23 protein-coding genes and 1 pseudogene are annotated in these 24752 nt (G+C 44.3%); 19 read left to right on the top strand and 5 right to left on the bottom strand.

Annotated features, from left to right (window positions below; translation table 11 throughout):
• Positions 1 to 233 precede the first annotated feature (233 nt).
• Positions 234 to 1160 carry a methyltransferase gene (locus MM817_RS03195; RefSeq protein ID WP_241711986.1) on the bottom strand — a complete coding sequence of 309 codons (927 nt, stop codon included), beginning with the start codon at positions 1158 to 1160 and terminating at the stop codon, positions 234 to 236.
• Positions 1161 to 1381: 221 nt separating this feature from the next.
• On the opposite strand from MM817_RS03195, the gene MM817_RS03190 reads away from it, so the two are divergent.
• The 5 genes from MM817_RS03190 to MM817_RS03170 all read left to right on the top strand — a co-directional run bounded on the left by MM817_RS03190 (position 1382) and on the right by MM817_RS03170 (position 7109).
• On the top strand, positions 1382 to 2650 hold the full coding sequence (locus MM817_RS03190; RefSeq protein ID WP_241711985.1) for an MFS transporter: 1269 nt from the start codon (positions 1382 to 1384) through the stop codon (positions 2648 to 2650).
• Positions 2651 to 3009: 359 nt separating this feature from the next.
• Positions 3010 to 3942, top strand: coding sequence for an ABC transporter ATP-binding protein (locus MM817_RS03185; RefSeq protein ID WP_241711984.1), 933 nt, complete (start codon positions 3010 to 3012; stop codon positions 3940 to 3942).
• Complete coding sequence (locus tag MM817_RS03180) at positions 3935 to 4879, top strand: ABC transporter permease (protein WP_241711983.1); 945 nt, start codon at positions 3935 to 3937, stop codon at positions 4877 to 4879. Before MM817_RS03185 ends, MM817_RS03180 begins: the two co-directional genes overlap by 8 nt.
• Before the next feature lie 91 nt (positions 4880 to 4970).
• Entirely contained in the window at positions 4971 to 5708 is a 738-nt protein-coding gene (locus MM817_RS03175; RefSeq protein WP_241711982.1) for an SDR family oxidoreductase, read from the top strand.
• 288 nt (positions 5709 to 5996) lie between these two features.
• Positions 5997 to 7109: a zinc-binding dehydrogenase gene (locus MM817_RS03170; protein ID WP_241711981.1), complete on the top strand. Its 1113-nt coding sequence runs from the start codon at positions 5997 to 5999 to the stop codon at positions 7107 to 7109.
• Between the two features lie 184 nt (positions 7110 to 7293).
• Here MM817_RS03170 and MM817_RS03165 read toward each other — a convergent pair whose 3' ends face one another.
• Complete coding sequence (locus tag MM817_RS03165) at positions 7294 to 8685, bottom strand: sigma-54 interaction domain-containing protein (protein WP_241711980.1); 1392 nt, start codon at positions 8683 to 8685, stop codon at positions 7294 to 7296.
• 215 nt (positions 8686 to 8900) lie between these two features.
• On the opposite strand from MM817_RS03165, the gene MM817_RS03160 reads away from it, so the two are divergent.
• Genes MM817_RS03160 through MM817_RS03150 form a run of 3 tightly spaced genes read left to right on the top strand, consistent with a single transcriptional unit; the run spans position 8901 to position 10751 of the window.
• Positions 8901 to 9164 (top strand): hypothetical protein, encoded by a 264-nt coding sequence (locus tag MM817_RS03160; RefSeq protein WP_241711979.1) that lies wholly within the window; start codon positions 8901 to 8903, stop codon positions 9162 to 9164.
• Positions 9161 to 10426 (top strand): Y-family DNA polymerase, encoded by a 1266-nt coding sequence (locus MM817_RS03155; protein ID WP_241711978.1) that lies wholly within the window; start codon positions 9161 to 9163, stop codon positions 10424 to 10426. Before MM817_RS03160 ends, MM817_RS03155 begins: the two co-directional genes overlap by 4 nt.
• Before the next feature lie 4 nt (positions 10427 to 10430).
• Positions 10431 to 10751 carry a YolD-like family protein gene (locus MM817_RS03150; RefSeq protein WP_241711977.1) on the top strand — a complete coding sequence of 107 codons (321 nt, stop codon included), beginning with the start codon at positions 10431 to 10433 and terminating at the stop codon, positions 10749 to 10751.
• Positions 10752 to 10754: 3 nt separating this feature from the next.
• Here the strand turns inward: MM817_RS03150 and MM817_RS03145 are convergent, their stop codons facing one another.
• On the bottom strand, positions 10755 to 10982 hold the full coding sequence (locus tag MM817_RS03145; protein WP_241711976.1) for a hypothetical protein: 228 nt from the start codon (positions 10980 to 10982) through the stop codon (positions 10755 to 10757).
• Positions 10983 to 11117: 135 nt separating this feature from the next.
• Between MM817_RS03145 and tnpA the strand changes: the two are divergent.
• From tnpA to MM817_RS03130, 3 genes and pseudogenes are all read left to right on the top strand, one after another.
• Positions 11118 to 11522: pseudogene (gene tnpA / locus MM817_RS03140) on the top strand (IS200/IS605 family transposase).
• Position 11523: 1 nt separating this feature from the next.
• Positions 11524 to 12612, top strand: coding sequence for an RNA-guided endonuclease InsQ/TnpB family protein (locus MM817_RS03135; protein ID WP_241711975.1), 1089 nt, complete (start codon positions 11524 to 11526; stop codon positions 12610 to 12612).
• Positions 12613 to 12844: 232 nt separating this feature from the next.
• Positions 12845 to 13282 (top strand): hypothetical protein, encoded by a 438-nt coding sequence (locus tag MM817_RS03130; RefSeq protein WP_241711974.1) that lies wholly within the window; start codon positions 12845 to 12847, stop codon positions 13280 to 13282.
• A gap of 102 nt (positions 13283 to 13384) precedes the next feature.
• On the opposite strand, the gene MM817_RS03125 is transcribed toward MM817_RS03130, so the two are convergent.
• Entirely contained in the window at positions 13385 to 13942 is a 558-nt protein-coding gene (locus tag MM817_RS03125; protein ID WP_241711973.1) for a DJ-1/PfpI family protein, read from the bottom strand.
• A gap of 219 nt (positions 13943 to 14161) precedes the next feature.
• Here MM817_RS03125 and MM817_RS03120 point away from each other — a divergent pair, with 219 nt between their 5' ends.
• Complete coding sequence (locus MM817_RS03120; RefSeq protein ID WP_241711972.1) at positions 14162 to 14716, top strand: flavoprotein; 555 nt, start codon at positions 14162 to 14164, stop codon at positions 14714 to 14716.
• Between the two features lie 360 nt (positions 14717 to 15076).
• Here MM817_RS03120 and MM817_RS03115 read toward each other — a convergent pair whose 3' ends face one another.
• Complete coding sequence (locus tag MM817_RS03115; RefSeq protein ID WP_241711971.1) at positions 15077 to 16201, bottom strand: zinc-dependent alcohol dehydrogenase family protein; 1125 nt, start codon at positions 16199 to 16201, stop codon at positions 15077 to 15079.
• A gap of 329 nt (positions 16202 to 16530) precedes the next feature.
• Between MM817_RS03115 and MM817_RS03110 the strand changes: the two genes are divergently transcribed.
• From MM817_RS03110 to MM817_RS03080, 7 genes are all read left to right on the top strand, one after another.
• Positions 16531 to 17793: a metallophosphoesterase family protein gene (locus MM817_RS03110; RefSeq protein WP_241711970.1), complete on the top strand. Its 1263-nt coding sequence runs from the start codon at positions 16531 to 16533 to the stop codon at positions 17791 to 17793.
• Positions 17790 to 21359 (top strand): AAA family ATPase, encoded by a 3570-nt coding sequence (locus MM817_RS03105; RefSeq protein WP_241711969.1) that lies wholly within the window; start codon positions 17790 to 17792, stop codon positions 21357 to 21359. The genes MM817_RS03110 and MM817_RS03105 overlap by 4 nt, the downstream gene beginning before the upstream one ends.
• 76 nt (positions 21360 to 21435) lie before the next feature.
• Positions 21436 to 22407 (top strand): aldo/keto reductase, encoded by a 972-nt coding sequence (locus MM817_RS03100; RefSeq protein WP_241711968.1) that lies wholly within the window; start codon positions 21436 to 21438, stop codon positions 22405 to 22407.
• A gap of 89 nt (positions 22408 to 22496) precedes the next feature.
• On the top strand, positions 22497 to 22877 hold the full coding sequence (locus MM817_RS03095; RefSeq protein ID WP_241711967.1) for a (2Fe-2S) ferredoxin domain-containing protein: 381 nt from the start codon (positions 22497 to 22499) through the stop codon (positions 22875 to 22877).
• 35 nt (positions 22878 to 22912) lie between these two features.
• Entirely contained in the window at positions 22913 to 23869 is a 957-nt protein-coding gene (locus MM817_RS03090) for an NAD(P)H-dependent flavin oxidoreductase (RefSeq protein WP_241711966.1), read from the top strand.
• A 27-nt stretch (positions 23870 to 23896) separates the two neighbouring features.
• Entirely contained in the window at positions 23897 to 24502 is a 606-nt protein-coding gene (locus MM817_RS03085; RefSeq protein ID WP_241711965.1) for a pentapeptide repeat-containing protein, read from the top strand.
• A gap of 18 nt (positions 24503 to 24520) precedes the next feature.
• The gene (locus MM817_RS03080; protein WP_241711964.1) at positions 24521 to 24724 is read left to right on the top strand and encodes a YwbE family protein; all 204 of its coding nucleotides are present in this window, start codon (positions 24521 to 24523) and stop codon (positions 24722 to 24724) included.
• Positions 24725 to 24752 lie beyond the last annotated feature (28 nt).

Genomic DNA, 24752 nt, shown 5'->3' with positions numbered 1-24752 from the left:
TTTCTTTTGCATCTATATCGTCGACTGTCGACCGTCGACGAGATAATAATCTATTAGTTAAAATAATATAATTATACTTTCTATTTTGTCAATACAAAAATACACTCATTCTTTATGAAAGAGTGTTTACAATAAACATGATTGGAGATATGAAGAAAATACTAAAATAAGAATACAGGTGCTCTAATCTAGGGTACTTGCATCCTTATTTTAGTTTGGCCAATAGGACGGTATTAGTTTTCAAAAATGAGTCCGGCATATCCGAGTGCTGGTAGTAACTCTTGATGAGTACAGCGTAGGCCAGAAAAGCGTTCCATGTCGGCTACTGAATACGTATTGCCATGAGGCGTGTTTACACCCATGTTGATAGCAAATACATCTGCATTCGGGGAGATCCCGCGCACTGTGTCAATAACAATCCATTTTGCGTGAGGAGCCATGGCAGGGCGTGCATTTTCGATAATTGTTGCGATATCTATAGGGCCATGCATGTGAACAAATCGAATCATCAGCGCGAAATCATATGCTTGATCAAATGCCGTGAGAGGTTCTTCAAGGATATTATGTCCTATGAAGTTTAGTTCAGGGGAGTGTTTAGATGCTTTCTGTACAACAAACGGTAGGTCAAGCACAGTCATATCGTACCCATGAATCATCATGTTTTTAGAAAATAGACCATGGCTACCCCCAATATCAATACCGGTAGCATGTGGTGATGTATGCCGTTTAACAAAATCCACAACAGAGGGCATGAGCTCTAATGAAGATAAGCGCATCGTGTCTGTTAAAATGTCTAAGAACCACGGTTCTAATGTGCCCGCTGGCTTACCAGACATGAGCACTTCTTCTAATCGTAGCCAACGGCGCTGCATCTCAAATGCATGTAAATCCCGTTGCTCTGTACGCGCACCTATCCACTGATAACCATCTCCGATTTGTGTTATTATTACAGGTTTCATATGTAGTAATGTATACAGCACCATATCTAAAATTCGAGAGTCGTATCCCAGCCGAACTAACTCATCAAATGAGCGTGGGATGGAGAGTAACTCTGGAAATCCATGCAATTCAGCAGTCATTTTTACAAGTAGTCGATGGTTTTGGTCCTGATCAAATAGCCACGTGCGGCTTTTTTCTAATTCTGTTCCTTCTACGCTCATATGAATCTTCCTTTCGCATCTCATGTAAGAGAATGGTACGCTATTAGATTACATGCTATGACAAAATTTTTAAAGAACTTTATGGGATATCAGGAGGAGGTTGTCATTATAATCAGGATACCATCATTAATTGTGATAAAATAATTAACTAAAGTTATGATAGTATATACGCTAAAGGATAGTTATATGGTGATGTTGATTGATATGGTGGAGGTGCATCAGTGTCGGAAGATCGTGGGCTGCAGTTTGCTACTACGGGGCTTGTTCCATCTCCGTTTCATTTGCGTTGGGTTGCTTTATTTTGGATTACGTTAGCTGAATTGCTTGTTATGAGTGTCTGGTTTAGTGCATCAGCTGTTACTCCCGAGTTGATTAAAGCATGGCACATTGCTGGATCTGGTATGGTGTGGTTAACTTCCGGTGTGCAATTGGGGTTTGTGATAGGTGCACTCATCAGTGCTACATTTGGTCTGCCAGATCGCATCCCATCGCGCTGGATGATGGGGTCTGGCGCATTTGGCGCTGCGCTGACAACCAATTTGATTCTTCTTTTTCCACACGGAGGTCCCGCTCCATTCATCTTGAGGGCAATAACAGGTGCATTTCTTGCGATTGTGTATCCCGTCGCGGTTCAATGGGTGTCTACATGGTTCCCGCGCCAACGGGGCATCTCTGTGGGGATCTTAATTGGTGGATTGACCATTGGCTCAGCATTACCTCACTTGCTAGCTGGATTGCCCTTTTTGACTGAATGGCCATGGGTGATCGGGGGAAGTGGGGTTCTTGCTGTGATCGGTTGTGGGTTAGTATTGTGGGTAGTCCCGGAAAGTCCTGTTCGCGTTCAAACTTCGACTTTTCGTTGGGACCGCGTTGGCGAAGTTTTTCGCGATCGCCCTGTCATGCTTGCGAATATCGGGTATTGGGGGCATATGTGGGAACTTTATGCCATGTGGACGTGGCTTCCTGCATTTTTGCTAGCCAGTTGGATGGGAATATCGCGCGTACCTGATCTCAGTCAATGGGTGGGTTTTGCGAGTTTTGCTGCAATTGGTGTTACAGGTATGCTAGGTGCCTTAGTCGGGGGGTATATCGCAGATTTGTGGGGACGTACCGCGACTACGATCATTGCTCTTGCCATCAGTGGAATGATGTCGCTGATCATTGGATTTACTTATCGACAAAATATCTGGCTTACAGTTGGAGTGATCTTTATGTGGGGATTTAGTGTGATCGCTGATTCGGCACAATTTTCAGTGGCTGTGACAGAACTCAGTCCAGTGGATCGCAGAGGCAGTGCACTTACCGTGCAGATGGCTATAGGGTTTCTTTTGACGATTGGATCGATCAATCTTATTGGAAGTATGGAAGGCTCCATAGGTTGGTCACACGTATTTAGTTTGCTCGCAATCGGCCCGATCGTATCCATTATCGCGATGGCGAGATTGCGCAGGAATGGAGCATCTATTCAGATGGCTAATGGAAAGCGGTAGACTCATGTGCATCTGGGATATCCCGATATCTACACAGGTATTGACCACGCCCACAAAAGAAATCGAGCATACTGTCGCGTCGCCGAGTGCACTGTATACGTGTGGTTGGATGTTGTGACTGAGCTGAGACTGTGTTCATTATTTTTCTACTTCCATGGTCATGATCAATACCTGTAGTAGAACGGGCTGCCATGCTGAATTCCTCTTCACCTCAAATTGAGAAATTCAAGGCATATCATAACGTTCGGATAGGGAGTCCATCTTTTGTCCTATGTAGGCACGAGCTAGTAGAGAATGCGGTAGTATGAATTGGATAAGCTGTACATTAAGGGGTGTGTAACAAGGGTGGGGGGACAACGATGAGCGAGAATGTGGCGGTCGAAATACGCGATCTAACGAAGGTGATCGGTAGTAAGACGATTGTGGACAGTCTTTCCTTTGAGATTCATAAGGGTGAAGTGTTTGGTTTATTAGGACCCAATGGAGCAGGTAAGACAACAACGATTCGCATGATGGTGGGACTCATCTCCATGACTCGTGGGCAAGTACTCATCGATGGGATCGATGTGTCAAAAAATTTTACAAAGGCGATGCAACATATTGGAGCCATCGTAGAGAATCCGGAAATGTACAAATATTTAACGGGATATCAAAACCTCAAACACTTTGCGCGCATGTCACAAGGCGTATCGGATCAGCGCATTCATGAGGTTGTTAACCAAGTGGGGTTAGAAGCGCGCATTCACGATAAAGTAAAAACGTACTCGCTCGGTATGCGACAACGGTTAGGACTGGCTCAGGCTTTGTTGCGTCGTCCGCATGTGATCATCTTAGATGAGCCTACAAACGGCCTCGATCCAGCGGGCATTCGCGAATTGCGTGATTATTTGCGAGGGCTTGCAGAAAAAGAAGGCATTGCTGTGATCGTGTCGAGTCATCTCTTATCGGAGATGGAACTGATGTGTGATCGCGGGGCTATTATTCAAGCGGGCAAGTTGATTGATCTTCGTCCCATTCGCCGCACGGAAATGGATGAGACAAGCGAGCAAGACATTTTGATTGAAATCGAACATGGTGTGCAAGCGGTCTCGATCTTACACACTACTTATCCTCAAGTAGACGTGGTACTACGTGATGATCACCACCTAGAACTTCGGGTGGCACGAGAGATGATTCCAGATATCGTACAGGCCCTCGTGAGTCATGGAGAACGCATATATGAGGTGCGAATGGTAAACAAAACGCTTGAGGAGACGTTCCTTGAGATCACAGGTGGTGAATCCCATGTTTAACCTCATTCGCAATGAAAACATGAAAATTTATCGCCGATCTCGAACGTGGGTCATGATGGTGCTCCTTGTGATCGTGATCGCTCTTGTGGCGATTGTGATGGTCACTCATCAGCCAGCGCCAGGATCGAATTGGAAACAAAACATGATCGTACAGACGGATCAATTACAACAAGAAATCGCTCACACAAGGCACATGCCCGCAAGAGAAATTGCCCGATTACAGGCAAAAATTAAAGTCAATCAATACGATATCGTACATAATATGAATCCTAGTCAAACGACCGGGTGGGGGTTCGCTGCTACGGCAGAAAATATAGCACCTGTCTTAATTGCGTTTATTGTCGTTGTTGCAGGTGATAGTGTAGCTAGTGAATTTAGCTCTGGAACCATCAAGATGTTGCTCACGCAACCAGCGACTAGAGCTCATATTCTCCTGGCTAAGTATCTGGCACTGCTGATGTATAGCTTATTTGCGACGATCTTTATGTTTGTCTGTTCTGTTCTTCTTGGCTGGATATTTTTTGGCATAGCAGGAGCAGGGTCACCAGAGGTCTATCTGGATGCACACCAAACGATTCAACAGATGAGTGTTTTGTCCTATGTGTTGATGCAGTATGGATTTTTATGGATACAAATTGTGATGACTGCGACCATTGCCTTTATGATCTCTGCTATTTTCCGTAGCAGTGCACTTGCGATTACGATCTCTCTTCTCGCCTTTTTAATTGGCAGTACGGTGGTCAGTGCACTGTCAAGTTACAGCTGGGTCAAATATATTCTCTTTGCCAATACGGATCTCTCGCAGTTTGTCGTCAATGGTCCGAGCATTCAGGGTCTGACACTTGGATTTTCTATCAGCATACTTGTAGCGTATTTTATCGTGATGAACATCTTAGCGTGGGTCTTTTTTGTCAAGCGAGATGTAGCATACACGTAATCAGCAAGGCTCCTAATGGTATGTTATAATAGTATCTAATGAAACATAAGTAAAGAAGCAAATGACAAATAATAAAGGGGATCTATCCACTATGATTCAAGATAAAGTGGTTGTTATCACCGGAGCGAGTAGTGGGATTGGACAGGCTACAGCACTCCAATTGGCTAAAGACGGTGCCAAGGTTGTGTTGTCGGCACGCCGTACCGATCGACTAGAAAAGACGGTGCAAGAGATCGTTCAGTCGGGTGGAATTGCGAGCTATTTTGCTGCTGATGTTATATCGAAAACGGATGTGCAGGCTTTGGCTGATTTTGCAATGCACACCTACGGACGGATTGATGTATGGGTAAACAATGCAGGACTTATGCCACTTTCGTATCTCAATAAACGAAAAATTGACGAGTGGGAAACCATGGTTGACGTGAACATTAAAGGTGTACTTTATGGAATTGCAGCTGCAATTCCAATTATGGAGCAACAGCATAGTGGTCATATTATCAATGTTTCTTCTGTTGCAGGCCATCGAGTGGGGATGGCTGGTGCTGTGTATAGTGGAACTAAGTTTGCAGTTCGTGCCATTACAGAGGGATTGCGTATGGAATTATCCCCAACTGCCAATATTCGGGCAACGATTATTTCTCCAGGCTTAGTGGAGACCGAATTACTTACGACAATCACTGATGAAGATGCGTTAATTGCTCTAAAAGCACGTGCATCATCAGCTCTCCAATCGCAAGACATTGCAAATGCAATTGCGTATGCTGTGGATCAACCGGAGTGGGCATCTGTGAATGAGATCGTGATTCGACCAACTACGCAACCTTCATAAGACTGAGTAACTATCCTTTTTACGTGAATGTGGAACAAAGTGTATGGATAGACAGGGTGCCACAGATGAGATCTGTGGCACCCTGTCTATTTATGTAGACGTAGAATCGACATGTCTAAAAAACAAGACATATGAGTATGAGTATTCACCACCTTATATCGATTTCATTACGCTATATGATCGTTCGTTGTAGGCTTTTTTATATCCTCGATTGTACGCTAAAGCATGGAATGGAACTTGCTTGTTATATGACAAAGGAACTGTTGCACTAGTGAAGGAGAGATGCACATGGCAAGTACAATGAAAGCTGCTGTCTTTGTGGGGATCAATCAACCATTGCAGATAGAAGAACTTCTTATGCCAGAGCCAATGGATGGAGAAGTATTGATACAAGTCGCGGCTTGCGGAGTTTGTCACACGGATTTACATGTGATCTTAGGCGATGTGAACTTTCCTACTCCTGCTGTTCTAGGTCATGAGATTAGTGGAACGATCGCCAAAATAGGACCACATGTAGAAGGATTTACGATTGGGCAACGCGTAGTATCATCCTTTATTATGCCATGTGGTACATGTGAATACTGTCAATCAGGTAGAGATGATATGTGTGAAAAATTCTTTTCATTGAATCGCTTAAAAGGACAGTTATACGATGGGCAAACCCGCTTATTTCGACCTGATGGGTCTCCAGTGTGGATGTATTCCATGGGAGGACTTGCTGAATACGCAGTCGTTCCCGTCACAGATGTATTCCCCTTACCTGATGCAGTTGCACTTGATGAAGCGGCCATTCTTGGATGCGCTGTATTTACCGCGTACGGTGCCGTTCGCCACGCCGCAGATCTTCATGCTGGAGATACAGTTGCGATCGTAGCCACTGGAGGTGTAGGGTTGAACGCGATTCAATGGGCCAAGACATTTGGTGCTTCGCAAATTATTGCATTAGATATCGACCACGATAAATTAGATCTTGCAAAAACTATGGGTGCTACACATGCAGTGCACGTTGAGGATGATCCGATCGCCAAAGTAAAAGCGTTAACATTTGGAAAAGGGGTGGATGTTGCCATTGAGGCATTAGGTAGTACGCAGACGTTCTCACTAGCGTCTGAGCTTGTAAGGGATGGTGGGCGTGTGATTGTAGTTGGCATTGCAAAGTCGGGTCTTACTGCACCCGTCGAGTTGCAACGTGTCGTTCGACGGGGATTGCAGATCATAGGATCATACGGTGCGCGCGTACGAACAGATATGCCAAAAATTATCCAATTAACGGCATCTGGACAAATGAACTACAAACAATCGATTACAGAGGCGTTTTCATTAGAGCAGGCGGATGAAGCGTATACTGCACTTCGTAATCGTCAGATTAAAGGACGTGCGATTGTTCGCATGATGCGGTGACTTATTAAACTGTTTTCAAAAATAGACGGATTAAAAGGGAAAATGAGCAATCGAAAAATGTAGTCAATCCTTTATCGCGTGTAGAATGGATCCCTATTTTGCCTCGGGGGTCGATCATAATCAAAGATGATCTCTACACATGTGGAGTGATCTTTGGTTATGACATAACCTCTGCTACACATAGTTATAGTCCAAGTTGCTTCAATTTTAGATACAGCGTCGATCGATGAATGCCTAACAGACGTGCAGCAACAACCTTATTACCTCTCGCTTGTTGTAATGCAGCTAAAATAATTTCTCGATCTCCGTGTATTCGTTGCCCTTTTAATGTGATGTTATTTTCTATATAGGGACTCTGTTCACTTTCTTTTTGTACATCTGGAGACATCAATTTTTTCTTTATAAATTCTGGAAAGTCTTCTGGATAGACTATACATCCTTCCATCATTTCTAGTATTACTTCAATTACATTAACAAGTTCGCGAATATTCCCAGGCCATGCATAATCATAAAACACTTGCATCGTGCGATCATCTAAACGCTTTTTAGGTACTTGAAGTCGTGTAGACAACTGCTCTATATAATAATGAACTAGAGTGGGAATATCTGATTTCCGATAGCGAAGCGGGGGAATTTGGATATGCATCGTACTTAAGCGGAAGTATAGATCCTCGCGAAATTCTCCCTTTGCAACCATATCGGATATGTTGCGGTGTGTGGCGGCGATAACACGTAAGGTAACGGGGTGCTTCTTAATTCCACCAACGCGTACTACGGAGTGGTCCTCTAATACACGTAATAATTTGGCTTGCATAGTCAATGGCATGTCACCTAACTCATCAAGAAATAGTGTTCCTGTGTGAGCGGCCTCGAATTTTCCTGTTTTCCCGCCTTTTTTGGCTCCAGTAAAGGCGCCTTCCTCGTAGCCAAATAATTCTGACTCTAGTAGATGCTCCGGGATGGCTGCACAATTGATATCGATAAATGGACCTTTTGCAAATGGGCTTTCACTGTGGATGGCACGAGCAAATAACTCTTTGCCTGTCCCACTTTCTCCGGTAATTAACACGGTCATGCTCGTTTGTGCTACGCGCATCGACATTTTTTTTAATGCCATCATCTCTGTGCTATGGCCGATCACTGCATCAAATGACCGCAATGTAGTTGGTGAATCGACTGAAGGCGGAGTTTTTTCGCGAGTTGACGATAGGGTTAATTGATGAATGCGATCCATCATCTGATATTGTTCGTTTACACCTTGGAAAATCACTAGACCGATGGCGCCCATCACAACGTCTTCACGAAGCACAGGAATGCGGTGCACCAGCATTTCGTGGCCATGGATAATTTGGATTTGCCCCTTTTCAGCAACTCCAGATTGTAATACTTTGTGCAATCGGGTGTTTTGAATGACTTCAGTTACATGGCGATGCAATGCCTGTTCTCTTTGGATACCAAGGAATCTTGCATACGCTTCATTGAGTTCTGTAATCATCCCATGGACATCCACGATGACAATGCCTTCGCACATGAGTTGCAGGATGGTGTCTAGAACGTGGTTTGTTTGATCAGCCATGTATGTGATCATCTCCTTTTCCGTAATGTGACGCGTTTATGATCGTATAACCCATGGGTATATAGAGGGAATTTTTAGTTAAGTATTGATGATTCAACAATACATGGACTTCTGTTAAAATGCTAGCCACAAAAAACAGACAAACATACGTTTGCTTTTTCTGCGGATTCGGATATACTAGAGAGAACATACGTTTGTTTATGGCGGTGATTGACATGAGACCACTTGGACAGTTGAGAAAGTATCTGATTTTGCGTTTGTTGCATGATGACATCACTCAGTTAGGTAAACAGTCTGCTAGAGAACTGGACAAAAACAACATTGAGATTTTGCATATTGAGCAAAATGACAAGGATTTCCTCATGCAATACCGTGTAGGCGAGAAAGAAGCACAAGCGATTTTCATGCGTGCGATGCTGTATGCCGAAGTGAAGACGATCCTCGATGCACTAGAGGATGTAGTAGGCGTATCTTTATGATTCAGATGATCTATGGACTCGTCGACATGCAATCCTTTTATGCATCGTGTGAGGTTGCCACTCGCGGTGAATTTGCACGCGGACGAAGTCAGTATGATGATGCAACAGATCCATCTCTGGTGGTGGCAGGCGATCCAGAGCATCGAAGAGGGATTATTTTAGCTGCTACACCAGCGGCTAAAGCTAAAGGGATTACTACTGCAATGACGCTAGGTGAATCTTTACGATTGGATCGCCAGTTGATTGTGGTGAAACCCCGGATGGAGCTGTATCTCGAAGTGAGTGTGCGTATTCAACAAACGATTCAACAACACTTCCCTTTGCATGAACAGTTTTCAGTGGATGAGGCATTCTTTGCATTTCCTTACCCTACGGGGATGTTTTATGATCCAATCATGGTGTCTAAAGCGCTAAAAGATGATATTTGGGATCAATTTCGTATTCGTTGTCGCATCGGACTAGGGCCGAATAAGTGGATTGCTAAGATGGCGAATAAAGCAGCTAAGAAGGCGGCAAATGGCATTGTCTGGTGGAAAGAAGAACAGGTTCAACAAGAACTTGAAAAAATCCCTGTTTCGGAGATGTGGGGAGTGAAAAAGCGCGGAGAAGTCTTACAACGAGCATTTGGTTGTCAAACGATAGGAGATGTAGCAGCCATTTCGCGCGGACAATTGAAACAACGGTTTGGGAATGTATGGGGTGAGATTCTGTTTCGCTGGAGTCATGGCATCGATCGATCACCGATTGATCCATCGTCTTACATGGCACCGAATAAAGGGTATTCGCATCGTACGACGCTTTCTAGAGATTATGCTGAGCGCAGTGAGATTGGGATTGTGCTACTAGAATTGCTAGATGAGGTATGTGAACGCGTTCGGCATAGTGGGCAAAAAGGGCGGCGCATTAGTGTGGGTGTCACTTATGCAGGATTTGTGGGTGGATTTTATAAAGCAAAAACACTTGGAGAGTACGTGGATGATGCGAAGTTACTGTATCCTGTTTGCTTGGCATTGTTTGATCGCTTTTGGACTGGTGGATCTGTCCGTGCAGTTGCTGTGGGATTGGATGATCTCATTGAACGTACGGAGATGATTCAACTCTCTTTATTTGAAGATGCGATAAAAAATAGTCGATTAAACACAGTCGTGGATGATCTGCATACACGTTTTGGGGAATTGAGTGTGTATCGAGCATCCAGTTTATTGCCAGCTGGTCAAAAGAAGGTTAGAAGTAGCAAAATTGGTGGACATACTGCGAGGTGAAGATATGGGCAAATTATTGGATGGAAACGTATTTGCTTTTATGAGAATCATTTTACCTGAACATCGTGAAAAGATGAGAGATATGAGGAACAGGCGATTACCATCGATCGATGCTGATCTGATCGATGACGAAAAGTACATGGAGATGCAAGAGATTGTAGAGATGGCATTGAATAATGCCGCCTCTATTGAAGTGAAGGTGAGGAAAGGGAAGGATCACGACATCATCTACCAGGGTATTCCAAAGATAAAAGGTGAACGTCTGTATATAGGAAGTTATGAAGTGCCTATGCGAGATGTGATAGATATGAGGAGATTAGACTAGGCTCTATGGACCGTACACGACTACCGCTTGTGAAGAGGTCCCTGGTTGCACAATGGAGTTTCCTGTGGCCAATGTGCGACCAACTTGTAATCCCCATGCTAAGTGACCAGGTGGATAATCAATCACGACGGGATTATTTCCGCTGACTTGATTCCTATCAGTGACGGGATACCCACTTGCCTTGAGTTCAGATACATAAGCTTCTGATGCATAAGCTTCTGATGCATACACGGTGACAGAAATGTATGTTTTATTTTAACGATCTTGTGCCAGGATTATCCATCCTCTAAGGCGGCGAGATGAATGGCGTGTTTTTCCTCCTCATAATATACTATCAGTAGTAATAGAGAAGAAGGCATATATGATATGGAACTTGAGAGTAATCATCATTCAGTGTTCTTGATGTATGACCACCTGATTTTGGTGGTCAAGTACCGGCGTAAAGTGATTGATGATGCCATTTCGGACCGTTTGCGTGAGATTTTTGAGTACATACAGCCGAATGACAACATCACTCTTCAGGAATGGAACCACGACCGCGATCATGTCCATGTTTTATTCAAGGCACATCCACATTCCGAACTATCTATGTTTATCAACGCTTACAAAAGCGCGTCATCAAGACTCATAAAAAAAGAATTTCCGCACATACGAAAATCGCTTTGAAAAGAGTATTTCTGGTCACGCAGTTTCTGGTTGCTAACGACAGGAGGTGCTCCAATGGAGACCATCAAAAGGTACATCGAAAACCAAGGAGAACGAAACCGTTAGCGTGTTGCGCTTTCGTTTGGAACCCGCCAAGGAGCAGGAACAAAAGCTCCTCCACACTTTCCGTTTGTGCCGAAAAATGTACAATCAAGCACTGGAAGAACGGATCACTTCCTATCGCCAACACGGGGTCTCGATTCATTACACGGATCAACAAAACCGCTTGCCAGCGTGGAAGCGAGAACATCCTGAGTACAAGGACATTCACTCTCAAGTGTTGCAAAATGTGTTACAGCGTTTGGATCAGGCGTTTGTCAACTTCTTTGAAAAGCGAGCTGGCTTTCCTAGTTTCAAGGATAAGTTCTGCTTTCGATCCATCACTTATTCGCAAGCAAGACCCAGCTATTTTCGTGAAGATGGCTCTGTGTTTCTCCCCAAAATCGGTCGAGTCAAAATGATTGCCCATCAGCCCTTTGATGCGGCGTCCGTCAAAATCATCAATGTCAAATTCCATGATGGCAGATGGTACGTAAACCTTACTTATGTGACAGAAGCAGTCGCACCACTCAGAGAGATTCAAAACGCGGCGGGCATTGACCTTGGATTGCTTTCGCTGATTGCCACATCAGATGGAGAATTCTTTGAAAATCCGCAGTGGCTACAAAAGAGCGAAAAGAGTCTGAAACGCATGCAACGACAGCTTTCCCGCAAAAAGAAAGGCAGCAAGAATCGCGAAAAGGCTAAGCATGAACTTCAGGGCGCCCACGACCATGTGGCAAACCAGCGTAAAGACCATCTGCACAAAGTGAGCCGATCGCTGATGGACCGCTACGACCTCATCTGCATGGAGGATTTGCAAGTGAAAGGGATGATGAAAAATCATCGACTTGTGAAATCCATTGCGAACGCAAGCTGGGGAAAACTCGCTACCTACCTGGAATACAAAGCAAAAAACGCTGGCAAGCAACTGATTAAAGTGCCACCGCATCATACGTCGCAACTTTGTAGTGCCGGTTGCGGAACCTTGGTAAAAAAAGATTTGTTGGTGCGTATCCATCAATGCCCGACGTGCGGACTAGATATCGACCGAGACGTGAATGCGGCGATCAACATTTTGCAACGCGGCTTGGAGATAGTGCGACAAGCTGGCTGACTAGAGAATCGAGTAGGCATGGAACATGCCGAATGGACGCTTGTGGAGATCGTGTAAGACCTGCTACAGCAGGCGATGGTCGATGAAGCAAGAAGCTCACGCCTCTAAGCAAAGCGAAGGCTGGAGCAGTTCACGTAAAAATGATCTCGATGTCATGATATCGACACCCCTAAAAGTGAAAAGTATTTTACACTTGATCATAGGTCGTAGATGAGGAGGAGGAGGATGGCTAGTGGAACAAGACAATGTGCGGGAAGTGAATAAGTTTCGTATGGCAGTAGGCACGATTCTCGCTTTATTGGTCATACAGTTTATACTGGGTATGGTAGTCAACTTGTACGTGCAGATCCCAAGTTCTTTACCCAATGGGAATGCGATGTCTTGGACGATGTCGCATAGTCCGCTAATCTTAATGCACATGATCGTTGGAACGCTGATTTTAGTGGTTTCCATATGGATCATGATGCTGAGTTTGTCTTTTGAACAGAAAAGCATCATGATCTTATCGATCGTAGGGTTTGTTTTTATTATCAGTACTTGGGCAATCGGTATTGCTTTTCTAACATCTGGTCAAACGAATATATTATCGTTGATGATGTCATTGGGTTTTATTTTATCCACAGTGACTTATGGGATCGAGATGTATGGGATTAGAAACGGTATAAAATAGACTTGGCAGATCGTGTTGCATGTATAAACGATATCTTTTTATATGAATGTGCCGCGTATGAAGTCATTGTCTACTTTGTACGCGGCTTTGAATTCTAGCGATTTATGCGTTTTGTTGTTTGACCTGTTGAATAAATTCGCGCATAAAGCCAGGCAGATCAGGCCAAGCGTGTCCAGATACTAGATTGCCATCCACGTGTAGCGTGTGTTCGGCATACGTAGCGCCCATTCCCTCTACATCTGGTTTACATGCAATGTAAGCAGTCATTTCTCTTCCTTGCACCCACTCTTTTACAGTCGCCAATACTAAAGCTGCGTGACAAATGGCGCCAACTGGTTTTTGTGCTTCAAAAAAATGGGCTACGATGCTCGGTAGAAATGGATTCAATCGGATATATTCAGGAGCCCGACCACCTGGAATAATAAGAGCATCATATTCGTGAGGATCGACATGTTCAAAGGCTACTGTAGCCTCAATTTGATAACCACGTTTTTCTGTGTAGGTTTCCCAATCTTCAAAATCATGGATGACTGTATGTAGCGTTTTTGCTTGCGGTGCTGCAATGACCGTTTCGAATCCTTCTTCTAGGCAACGATAATAGGGATAATAAATTTCTAGTGCTTCTACGCCATCTCCAGAAACAATTAATACTTTAGCCACAGCGATTCCTCCATCTCCCTTTAGCAATACGCTATATGTATCTTATACTCGACCTAGCGGATAGAGTCAATAAAAAAATAGATAATACAGATAAGTCAGATCTCGAAATAGGGAATTTTGATCAAGATGCTTTTTTTGAACGAGTGTGATTAAATGAAGAACGTTCACTAGTCAATGACGTAGAAGTGAGAATGGTTACAATGGAGGGAGAAGATCACTGTGGTAAAGTCACCAAAGATTTTGCTTGGTGTAACTGGGTCAATCAATATTGCTACTATATTTGTTTATATATCTGCACTTCAAAGTGAACTTCAATGTCGGATGCACATCATGATGACACCAGCCGCACAATCCTTTATCCCAGCTTCTACACTGATACATAGTATTGATGGGGATGTATTTGTTGACTTATCGGCTAAAGGCGACTTCAAGATGCCACACGTAGAGTTAACCCATTGGGCTGATGCGATCGTCGTGCTACCTGCATCAGCCAATACAATTGCCAAAGTGGCACACGGCTTTGCTCAAGATATCGTATCAAGTACCATTTTATGTGCTAATAGTCCGGTTATCTTTTTGCCTAGCATGTACCTCGGGATGTGGCACAAACCCAGTGTGAAACGTAACATTAACCAATTGCGGGAAGATGGATATCATGTCTATCCGGCACTTGATGCGACGAGTACCGGTAACGAACGAATGGGTGGCGCATTACCAGCTCCTCAAACAGCGGCTAGTTACGTGAAACAAATCCTCACAAAATCTTCTGATTGAACATGTAGGTAGCATGAATAGATAAAGCGCGCTACATGGATACCCTATAGTCATGGTTCATGCATCACTATAGGGTATCCATGTAGCAGCTATGGTCAAGGAGCTCATTGATATACTTTGATACCATTCTCAAGTGGGTGAAATTTTTTTGTGGTTGCCAGTGCATCAGGTGCGCCAAACGTCATAGGAAAGCGATGATGATAGAGGGCATAACTTTTTGCCATGTTGCAACGGCGGATTCATCTTCAAAAAATAAAACCGTTCCGTGAGCATTGTGGAAACTAGTCACACGTTATTTGATTGGTTCACATTGGTCAGAGGGTATACGATGCGAAGGTCGTGCATGATGATGCTTAGGTGTTAGAGGATCACTACGATCCGTGCTGCTTCGCCTCGATCCAAACGATCAAACCCCTCATTGATCTGTTCAAGTGAAATGCGATCTGTTAGCAATTGTTGAACAGGCAGCAGGCCTTGGTTATACAACGAGATATAGCGCGGGATATCTCGCGCAGGAATACAACTACCGATATAAGAACCTTTTAACGTTCTTTCCTCCGCCGTAAGCGTCACAGGTGAAAGCGATAGCTGCTGTGTCGGATGTGGCAATCCAGACGTAACTGTTGTGCCACCGCGTCGCGTAATGCGATAGGCTACATCAAGTGCAGAAACAGCACCGGCCGTTTCAAATGCATAATCCACCCCACCATGTGTTGCTGAGCGAATGTGCTCAATCACATCTTTTTCTCGCGAATCAAAAATATCTGTGGCACCCATTTTTTTGGCCAACTCTAGTTTATCAGGTTGAATATCCACTGCTATGATGCGCGCTGCGCCGGCGACACGTGCACCCAGTAGGGCGCTAAGTCCTACACCGCCGAGACCAATAATAGCAACTGTAGTTCCAGGCTCAATATGTGCGGTGTTCACAACGGCACCCACGCCAGTCATGACAGCGCAACCAAAAACAGCGACCTCATCAAAAGGAAGTGTAGGGTCTACTTTGACAAGGGAGCGACGATCTACCACAGCATAGTCAGCAAAGCCTGAAACTCCTAGATGATGGTTAATGTCTTGTCCGCAGTGATGAAGGCGGCGTTCACCGCTAAGCAAGGTTCCTGCAGTGTTTGCTTGTGCACCAGTCTCACATAGAGCCGATCTACCTTCTTGGCAAGGCGCACAATGACCGCAACTAGGTACAAAGGCACAGACGATATGATCCCCGATCTGCAAGTCATCGACACCTTCACCAAGTGCAGCTACAATACCGGCTGCCTCATGACCAAGCGCCATAGGCAAAACGCGAGGGCGACTGCCATTGATCACCGATAAATCAGAGTGGCATAACCCGACTGCCTTAATTTGAATGAGTACTTCATTTCGACCAGGTGGATCGAGTTCCACTTCTTCAATGCGCAAAGGTTTACTCTGTGCATAAGGACGTGTCATTCCCATCTCATAGAGAACAGCTGCTCTTGTTTTCATATGCATATCTCCTTCTTTTTTATAGAAGTTGTTCAAAAAGGGGTCAGAACTCCCCGGCACATGGCAGCGTCAGCGCCAAGAAGGCTCCCTCACGTACCCAAAACGTACGCTCAGTCCACATTCTTGGCTTGCTTCCTTGCACTGCGCGGGTCTTACCTACCCCCTTTTTGAACAGGCTTTTATAGTATATCTTTTTCGTGCTAGAGATTGTATGGATCATTTGTACGAACATGAATGAATGTCAACTGGCTATTGCGGTTCAGCGTAAACCTTATAAAATGAAAAGATATAGAATTGTGACGGTCTTGATTAAAAGAGGGGGCGCACATGTGTTTACATTTATTCACTGCGCAGATTTGCATTTGGATAGTCCGTTAAGGGGGCTGTCTGAGCGCAAAGATTTGCCTGAAGAGGATATTAAATTGGCGGCGCGAAGGGCATTACAAAATCTTGTTGAGATGAGTATCGAAGAACATGTGGCATTTATCGTGATTGCAGGAGATCTGTATGATGGCAATTGGGAGGACTATGAGACAGGATTATTTTTCAATCGCTGCATGGCCCAATTAGGGGAACATCACATTGAAGTATTTATTATTCGCGGCAATCATGACGCAGCAAGTCACATGACGAAAGAATTGCAATTCCCAAGTCATGTTCATAAATTATCAGAACGGCAACCAGAGACATTTGTGTTAGAAGATTTACATGTAGCTATTCATGGTCAGGGATTTGCGCAGCGGGATGTCATGGATAACTTGGTAGTACACTATCCAGATGCGATTGGAGGGTACTTCAATATCGGGATACTACATACTTCTTTAGAGGGACAACAAGGACATGCACCCTATGCACCGTGTCGAATGGAAGATTTGTTGCATAAAGGGTATCAATATTGGGCACTTGGGCATATTCATAAGCGGCAAGTATTACATGAGGATCCACCCATCATTTACCCTGGCAATTTACAAGGAAGACATATCAATGAGACAGGCCCTAAAGGATGTACACTAGTGACGGTAGACGGATCCAAGGTAAAGATTGAGCATCGCGATTTGGATGTTTTGCGGTTTTATAGTGTACAAGTACCCCTTGATAAGGTTGATTCTGACGAAGCGTTTCACGTTGCTGTGAGCCAGGCCATTGGTCACGTGATTGATGCAAACCTTTCTTATCCCCTTGTGTTACGGATCGAGCTAACAGGTCGAACAAGTATGCATGAAACGATGCTACAGGATCGCAAACGGTATTATCACGAAGTAGAGTCAGCCGCCCTCACTCGAATTGGAGCTCATGTATGGATTGAAAAAGTCGAATTTAAAACGAGTTCATTGGTATCCCATCATTCCCAAGAGGAACAACATCATGCGTTACAGGTGTTTTCGCAATCGATCACATCGGCTTCGATCGATGAGGAGTTTTTGCAAGCATTTTTAAACGAAGTGCCACAAACCTTTCGAGAAAAGATGAGTGAATATTTTCAATCACCTGATGCCACTCGTGTTGATTCGATACAGGATGTGCTTTCGCTTATCGAAGGGGCAGAACAAAAGGTGCTTGCCATGCTGACAAAAGGGGTGGATAAAAAATGAGGATTTTGCAGCTATCCGTTCCCTCGTTACTGCACTTTAAGGAGTATACCTTAGACTTACAACAGGACAGTTGTGGGTTCCATGTTCTGTATGGACCCAATGAGGCAGGCAAGAGCACACTGTTACAGGTGCTTTTAGATATGCTTTTTGGAGGCACTTTGGACGGGTCATTAAAAGATGCATATCCAGCAAGTGGCATCGTCTTGCGTGGATTATTAGAGGGACATGATCATCAACTAGTGGAAGTACGGCGGAAGCGTTCGCGCAATCAATTAAAATTAGTAGATACAGAGCAGTTTTCTGCTGCAGAAATAGATGAATTATTGGCACAGTTTGTGAGCAATGTGAGCCGAGAGCGCTTTTCATTATTATTTGGATTTAACCACGATCGCTTGCGCGAGGGTGGGGAAAATTTATTGCGGTCCGATGGGCAAGCGGGTATTTCGTTATTTGAAGCAGGTGCTGGTGTCACATCGTTACAACATGTACTGGATAACCTTTCTGAGCAAGCAAAAGAAATAACGGATACGCATTCTTGGCGGAAAAATTCCACTAAAAAACTCAATAAGTCTTGGCAATTATATAAGGAAAATAAGGAGTTAGTGCGCAGAGCATCTCTGCCAAGTAAAGAGTGGCTTCGTATGAAACAAGAAATCGACACATTGGATCAAAAAAATCGAGCGTTGCGTGAGCACATTGAGCAGTTGCGCATGGAGGAAGCCAAGTTACAGCGGATAGAACGTGTATATGCTTCGATAGGTGAATTGGGCGAAGTTAAGATGAAACGAGAGAGTTTTACTGATCTTCGTCTACCGCTGATAGATGAAGATCGAAAACGCATTCCGCAATTATTGGCAGATATGCAAATTGCGGCAAAATTTCTTGCGGAAAAGGAAAGAGAGCATAGACAGCTTGTGACCGACTATGAGCAAATAAGCGTTCATGAAGCATGGTTAGTGTACGGACATGAGATCGACACGCTCAATCAGAGAGTACAAAAATATGAAGATGCATTAGATGAGATTCCGATGTTGCAATTACAGCTGGGTCAAATGCAAGACTATACAGATGTTCTTTTAAGCGAATTAGCAGTTCAAGTAGATGGACAATCATTAGAACAAATGCGTATTGCGAAGATCGATATCGATCAGATGAAGCAACTTTCCAATCAATTGAATGAGTTGAAGCGAGATCGTAAGGTCCTAGATGGTCAACTTCGCGAGTTGCAAGAAGAGCGTGATCAGGTAATTGAGAGTATGCGTACTTTGGGTAACGTACAGAATATCACGGCGCTACAAGTGGTAGTAGACAGCATGATTGAGCACGGTGATCTAGAACAGAAGATTGCAGACAAACAAAAGGTTATTGAACGGCATGAGGTAGCTGCTGCGAAACGGATACAGCAACAAAAGATATGGCAAGGGACAGCCGAAGAGTGTGCCAAATTGGCCATTCCCTTGGTTGAAACACGAGAACAATATGGACAAAAGTGGAGTCGATTAGAACGTGAGCTGATCCAGTTGCAGCAGGATCTAGCAAAAGCAGCAGAGAACTATACTCAACGTGAGCATGATTTAGAAGAAATGGATGTCGTTTTGCGAGTGCCAGACGAGGCAGAGTTACACGCGACGCGTGCAGTTCGCGATCGTGGATGGCATTTAATTAAGCAAGTATGGTTACAAGATACGGCAAAAGATGAACAGGCGATCGCGGCATTTAGCGAAGGCATGCCGTTAGAGGTGGCCTATGAAGCAGCAGTGGACAAGGCTGACCGCCTATCTGATAATATGCGTCAACACGCTGATCGAGTGGCGCATAAAGCTGAACTTTTATTGCAAAAAGAGAGATTTGAACAAGAAAAGAAGATATTGAAAGAAAAATTAGCGATTATGCAAGATGAGTTTGAACAATTGCAAGTGCAATGGGTAAAAGAGTGGGATGAAGAAGCGCTTGTAGTAAAGTCTCCACAAGAGATGAAAGAATGGTTAAGTGATTTTCAAGATGACATGGTTAACCGTTTTGAAGTTCTTCGCGACTTGAAGCAGGAACACATAGATATGGTGGAGCTTCGGGATAGCAAGATCATGGATGTGCGAAAGGCTATGTCCTTGTTTGAGGTGGACATGAAGGAGGGTTATGATTCACTAAAAGAGTGGATGACAAAGGCGCGTCAAATAATAGAAGTGATGCAAACGCGTGCAAGAGATCATGAGCAGTTACAGCATCAATTGAATGATCGTGCGCGACAAATGATGCAATTAGAGAATAAACAGCGATCATGTATGCAAGAGATAGAAAAAGTAGAAAAGGAGTGGGCTGAATTACAACGACTCTATTCCTTTGTACCTGTTCAGATCGATCGTGCGATGAAGTTTATTGACCAATTAAGCGATATCTTTCGACATGACCAGCAAGTAAAAGAGAAAGAGCGACAAGTAAACAGTGTGATATCGATTCGTGAGGAGTTCGAACAAGCTACACGTCATATAGCAGATCAACTGCATGAAGAGATGCAAGCTGGTATGAATTTACTGACATTTGTTAAAACGATGGTAGCTCGCTTGCGCGAGACTAGGGAAGATCATAAGAGCAAAAATGCACTAAAAGAACAACTTGAAAAATCAAGTCTTGCGATAAAAGAAGGTAAGAGCGCATATGAGCACTATGAATTACAGCTAGGTGAATGGCAACAACAATATGGTTGTGCGACAGAGACAGAGTGGAAAATTTTGTTTGGTCAGTGGGACAGTTATGATCAGTTGCAAAGTGAGCAAGACAGCTTAGAAAAGCAGATTCGTGCAAGTGGCGGTGGTGTACCGCTTGATAGATTAAAACAAGAGGTGGATGAAATACCAGACATCGTTTTGATCAAGCCGCGGCTCGATGCTCTTGTCAAGGAAATAGCAGAAGAAGAAAGACATTTTGAAACTAATGCACAAATGCTTGGCAAGTTGCGCGGAGACTTTTTCCAGTTAGATGGCACGAAGTCAGATGCAGCCACATATGCACAGCAGGCGGAGTTCTATTGGACTGTGGTAAATGAAGAATGGAACGAATATCTACAGGTAGAATTAGCGCGGAGACTCTTACAGCGAGCGATTGAGGAATTTCGCTTAGACAATGAGTCTACCATACTTGAACAGGCTAATCGCTTTTTTCAGCGCTTGACGCTCGGACATTATAGGGAGTTGCGAGTGGAGTATGAAGATAATATTCCATATTTAAGTGCCGTAACTAATGATGGAAGTATGAGGCGAGTAGGGCAAATGAGCGATGGAACGCGCGATCAATTATTCTTGTCGTTGCGCTTAGCATTTGTGTTGCAACACATGACAAAGGAGCATGCGGTACCACTGATTATGGATGATATTTTGGTGCATTTCGATGATGCTCGTACGGAAGCTACGTTAGAAGTGCTCGCAGAAGTGGCGCAAAAGACTCAAGTCATTTATTTTACCCACCATCAATCGATTGTACAGGCTGTTCAAAAATTGTCTCAATCACACTCTATCGCGGTACATTCGTTAGTCGATGCTGCGCTCCCCTTAGAGTCAGCGCAACGATAAGACCTAGTTGTACAACGCTCGCAGGTCATCTATGTACGAATATATCATGCTAATCATAGAAAGTGAGGCGTTTTGCATGCAATATCGTCGTCTTGGAAGTAGTGGTTTAGAAGTATCGGTTATGGGGCTTGGGACCAATTCCTTTGGTTCGCGGTCTGATCAGGATCTATCGATTCGTATCTTACATACAGCGATTGATGCTGGAGTGAACTTTATTGATACGGCCAATATTTATAGTGGAACGAGATCAGAAGAAATCATTGGTGAAGGGTTAAAGGGACGTCGCCACGATGTGGTATTGGCTACAAAGGCAGGGTTACCTAGACACAATCGTCCAAATGGGAAGGGATCTTCGCGCGCGCATTTATTTCAAGAGATTGACGAGAGTCTTACGCGCTTGCAAACAGATTACGTGGATCTCTATCAAATTCACAGTTTTGATCCGCATACACCAGTAGAGGAGACGTTACGGGCACTAGATGACCTTGTGCGTTCCGGTAAAGTTCGTTATATTGGTGCGTCGAATTATATGGCGTGGGAATTGATGAAAGCTCTTAGTATCAGTCATGAAAAGGGCTTGGCTCGATATATTTCGATTCAACCGTCATATTCGATGGCAGATCGATCTCCTGAACGAGAACTTGTTGCACTGTGCCTCGATCAAGGGGTAGGCATTATTCCTTATTTCCCCTTGGCAGGTGGAATCCTTACTGGTAAGTACGCTGGAAGGCAAGTACCAAATGGTTCCCGTGCTGAAACAAATCCTGCATTTATCAATCGGCTGGATGATGAGCGCTTGCACTTAGGAGACAAAGTCAGTGTAGTTGCAACGCAATTATCGTGCTCAGCTTCTGCATTATCACTCGCATGGCTATATACAAGACCTGCAGTGGCGACAGTCATTGTAGGTGCCACGCGACCTGATCAGGTGATTGACAATCTTACATCTGTAGAGCTTGCGTTAAGTGATGAGATCATCGACGCATTTGATGAGGCCAGTAAGCAGTATATTTATGGGAAACCATTTGCAGAATTTCGGCTTGACTAATGGCGTATATATTCATCGTGACTTCATAACACTTCACGATGTCGATGTGGCGATAGGAAGAGTGATCGTAAAAGGTAGGGGTGCTACGGTTGGAAGAAGTAAGTGAACTGGTTAAAGCGAGAGTTACGAAGCGTCAAGTCATCGCACAAGTGATGGTTTGTGCTGGGTGTTGTTGTGGTAAAACGGAGAAGGGGAAACCAGAAATCCCGCTCGATTGGCTCAAAAAGGCGTGGAAAGAAAGGAAACTTTTAAAAACGGTGCAATTGACCATTACGGGTTGCTTAGGCCCTTGTGACTTGGTTAACGTTGTAAGCATCATGACGGGGCAAGAGCAACGTTATTTTGGAGGCATTGTGACAGACGAACCATACCACACACTGCTAGAATGGGCCGAGTCCACGCGCTTATTAGGGCAGCCTGCACCCATTCCAGAGTCTTTACTAGCGTATGAATTCGACCGTTTTGCCTAAGTTCTGATTGATCACCAGAAGAAGGTGGGAATGACATGTTGACACGTATAACAGAACTGCTTGGTATTCAATATCCAGTGATCCAGGGTGGATTGGCCAATTTGGCGTATGCGAAACTTGCGTCTGCTGTTTCCAACGCAGGTGGATTGGGTCAAATTACAGCCACCTCACTTGCGAATGCACAAAAGTTGCGCGAAGAGATTCACAAAACAAAGGCAGCAACAAGTCGTCCATTTGGCGTAAATATTGCTATCGGTCAGCATTCCTCAAGTGATGCACTTGTAGAGGTTGTGTTGGAGGAGGATGTTTCAGTTGTCTCCTTAACGGGAGGGAATCCCGAACCGTTGATGAAACGACTTGCCGATAGCAAGGTAAAAACGCTCATTCTTGTGAGTACGGTACGGCAAGCGCAAAAGGCCGAATCACTGGGTGCAGACGCAGTGATCGCTGTGGGGCAAGAAGGTGGTGGCCATATTGGGCGTGCAGATACGGGGACGATCGTATTGATTCCGCGTGTGGTTGAGTCAGTAGCGATACCTGTGATTGGCAGTGGTGGAATTGCGGATGGACGTGGACTGCTCGCCGCGCTTGCACTTGGCGCAGAGGGGATTGAGATGGGGACTCGGTTTATTGCAACAAAGGAGTGCATTGCACACGCGGCTTATAAAAGTGCTTTGGTGAATGGTCAAGAGACGGATACGGTTGTAATTAAACGTACTCTTGGAGCACCTGGTCGTGTACTGCCTTCTTCGTGGGTTACAAAAATTCTTGAAGAGGAACAAAGTGGAACTACACTTGACCAATTGTGGCCATATATCTCAGGTGAGCGCAATCGTCGGGCTATAATTGAAGGGGATATGCAAGATGGGTTCGCCTGGGCGGGACAGTGCATTGGATTAATTCATAGTGTGCCTACTGTCGCAGAGCTGTTTGCTGAGATATTTGGAACTGCAAACGACATCGCGAAGAAGATTGGGAACTCTTTTGAGTAATGACGGATGTTGTATGGAGGCTTGTGCATGGTTTTGAGTGAGGTTGAGTACACCGATGAGGTGTTTGATGGTAAAGATTTCAATGAGTGTTCGTTTTATCGCTGTACTTTTATTCGTTGCAGTTTTCGGGGAGCAGATATGAAGGAATGTCGTTCGGAAGGTTCGACTTTTTCGGAATGTGACTTCCAAGGGGCATGGATGAACGTTTCAGAACATAAAAACTCTGCATATACAAATTGTCAGTTTCGCATGGCTAATTTATTTAATGCGTCATTTCATGGTTGTAAAATGACTGGTTCTATGTTTGAAGAGGCAAAACTTTCGGGGATCATGATACACGGCGGAGATTGGGCATATGCAAATCTGCGCATGCATCATCTCAAGAAGATTAACTTTCGTGGTGCAAAACTTGTACAAGCTGATTTCTATGGGTGCAATTTGCAACAGGCAGATTTTCGTAAAGCAGATTTAACAAATGCTATCCTCGATACAGCAACCATTACAGGTGCTGATTTTAGGGGGGCAGTGATTCATGGGGTTAACTTAGCTTCACTTAATCTGCGAGGTGTGCATGTGGATCTTTCACAGGCAATCGCGATCGTGCAAGCACTAGGTGGACTTGTTGAGGAATAAGGGCTGGAGATGAATACGATGAGTAGTGGACAGAATCGCAGTGACATTCGTGCAGGTCTGGAAGTGGAGATTGTATTGAAACAAGATCAACGCTCTGGAAAGAGAACAAGAGGAATTGTAAAAGATATTCTCACTAAATCGCCTACACATCCACATGGGATCAAAGTTCGATTGCAAGATGGTCAGGTTGGACGAGTACAGCAGATTGTCTCGCATAGCTAAGGTTTGCATCTAGCAAAAGTTGTGCACC

The organism is Sulfoacidibacillus ferrooxidans, from assembly GCF_022606465.1.
GTDB classification, from domain to species: Bacteria; Bacillota; Bacilli; order Alicyclobacillales; family SLC66; genus Sulfoacidibacillus; species Sulfoacidibacillus ferrooxidans.
This window is presented reverse-complemented; position numbering and strand designations above follow the sequence as displayed.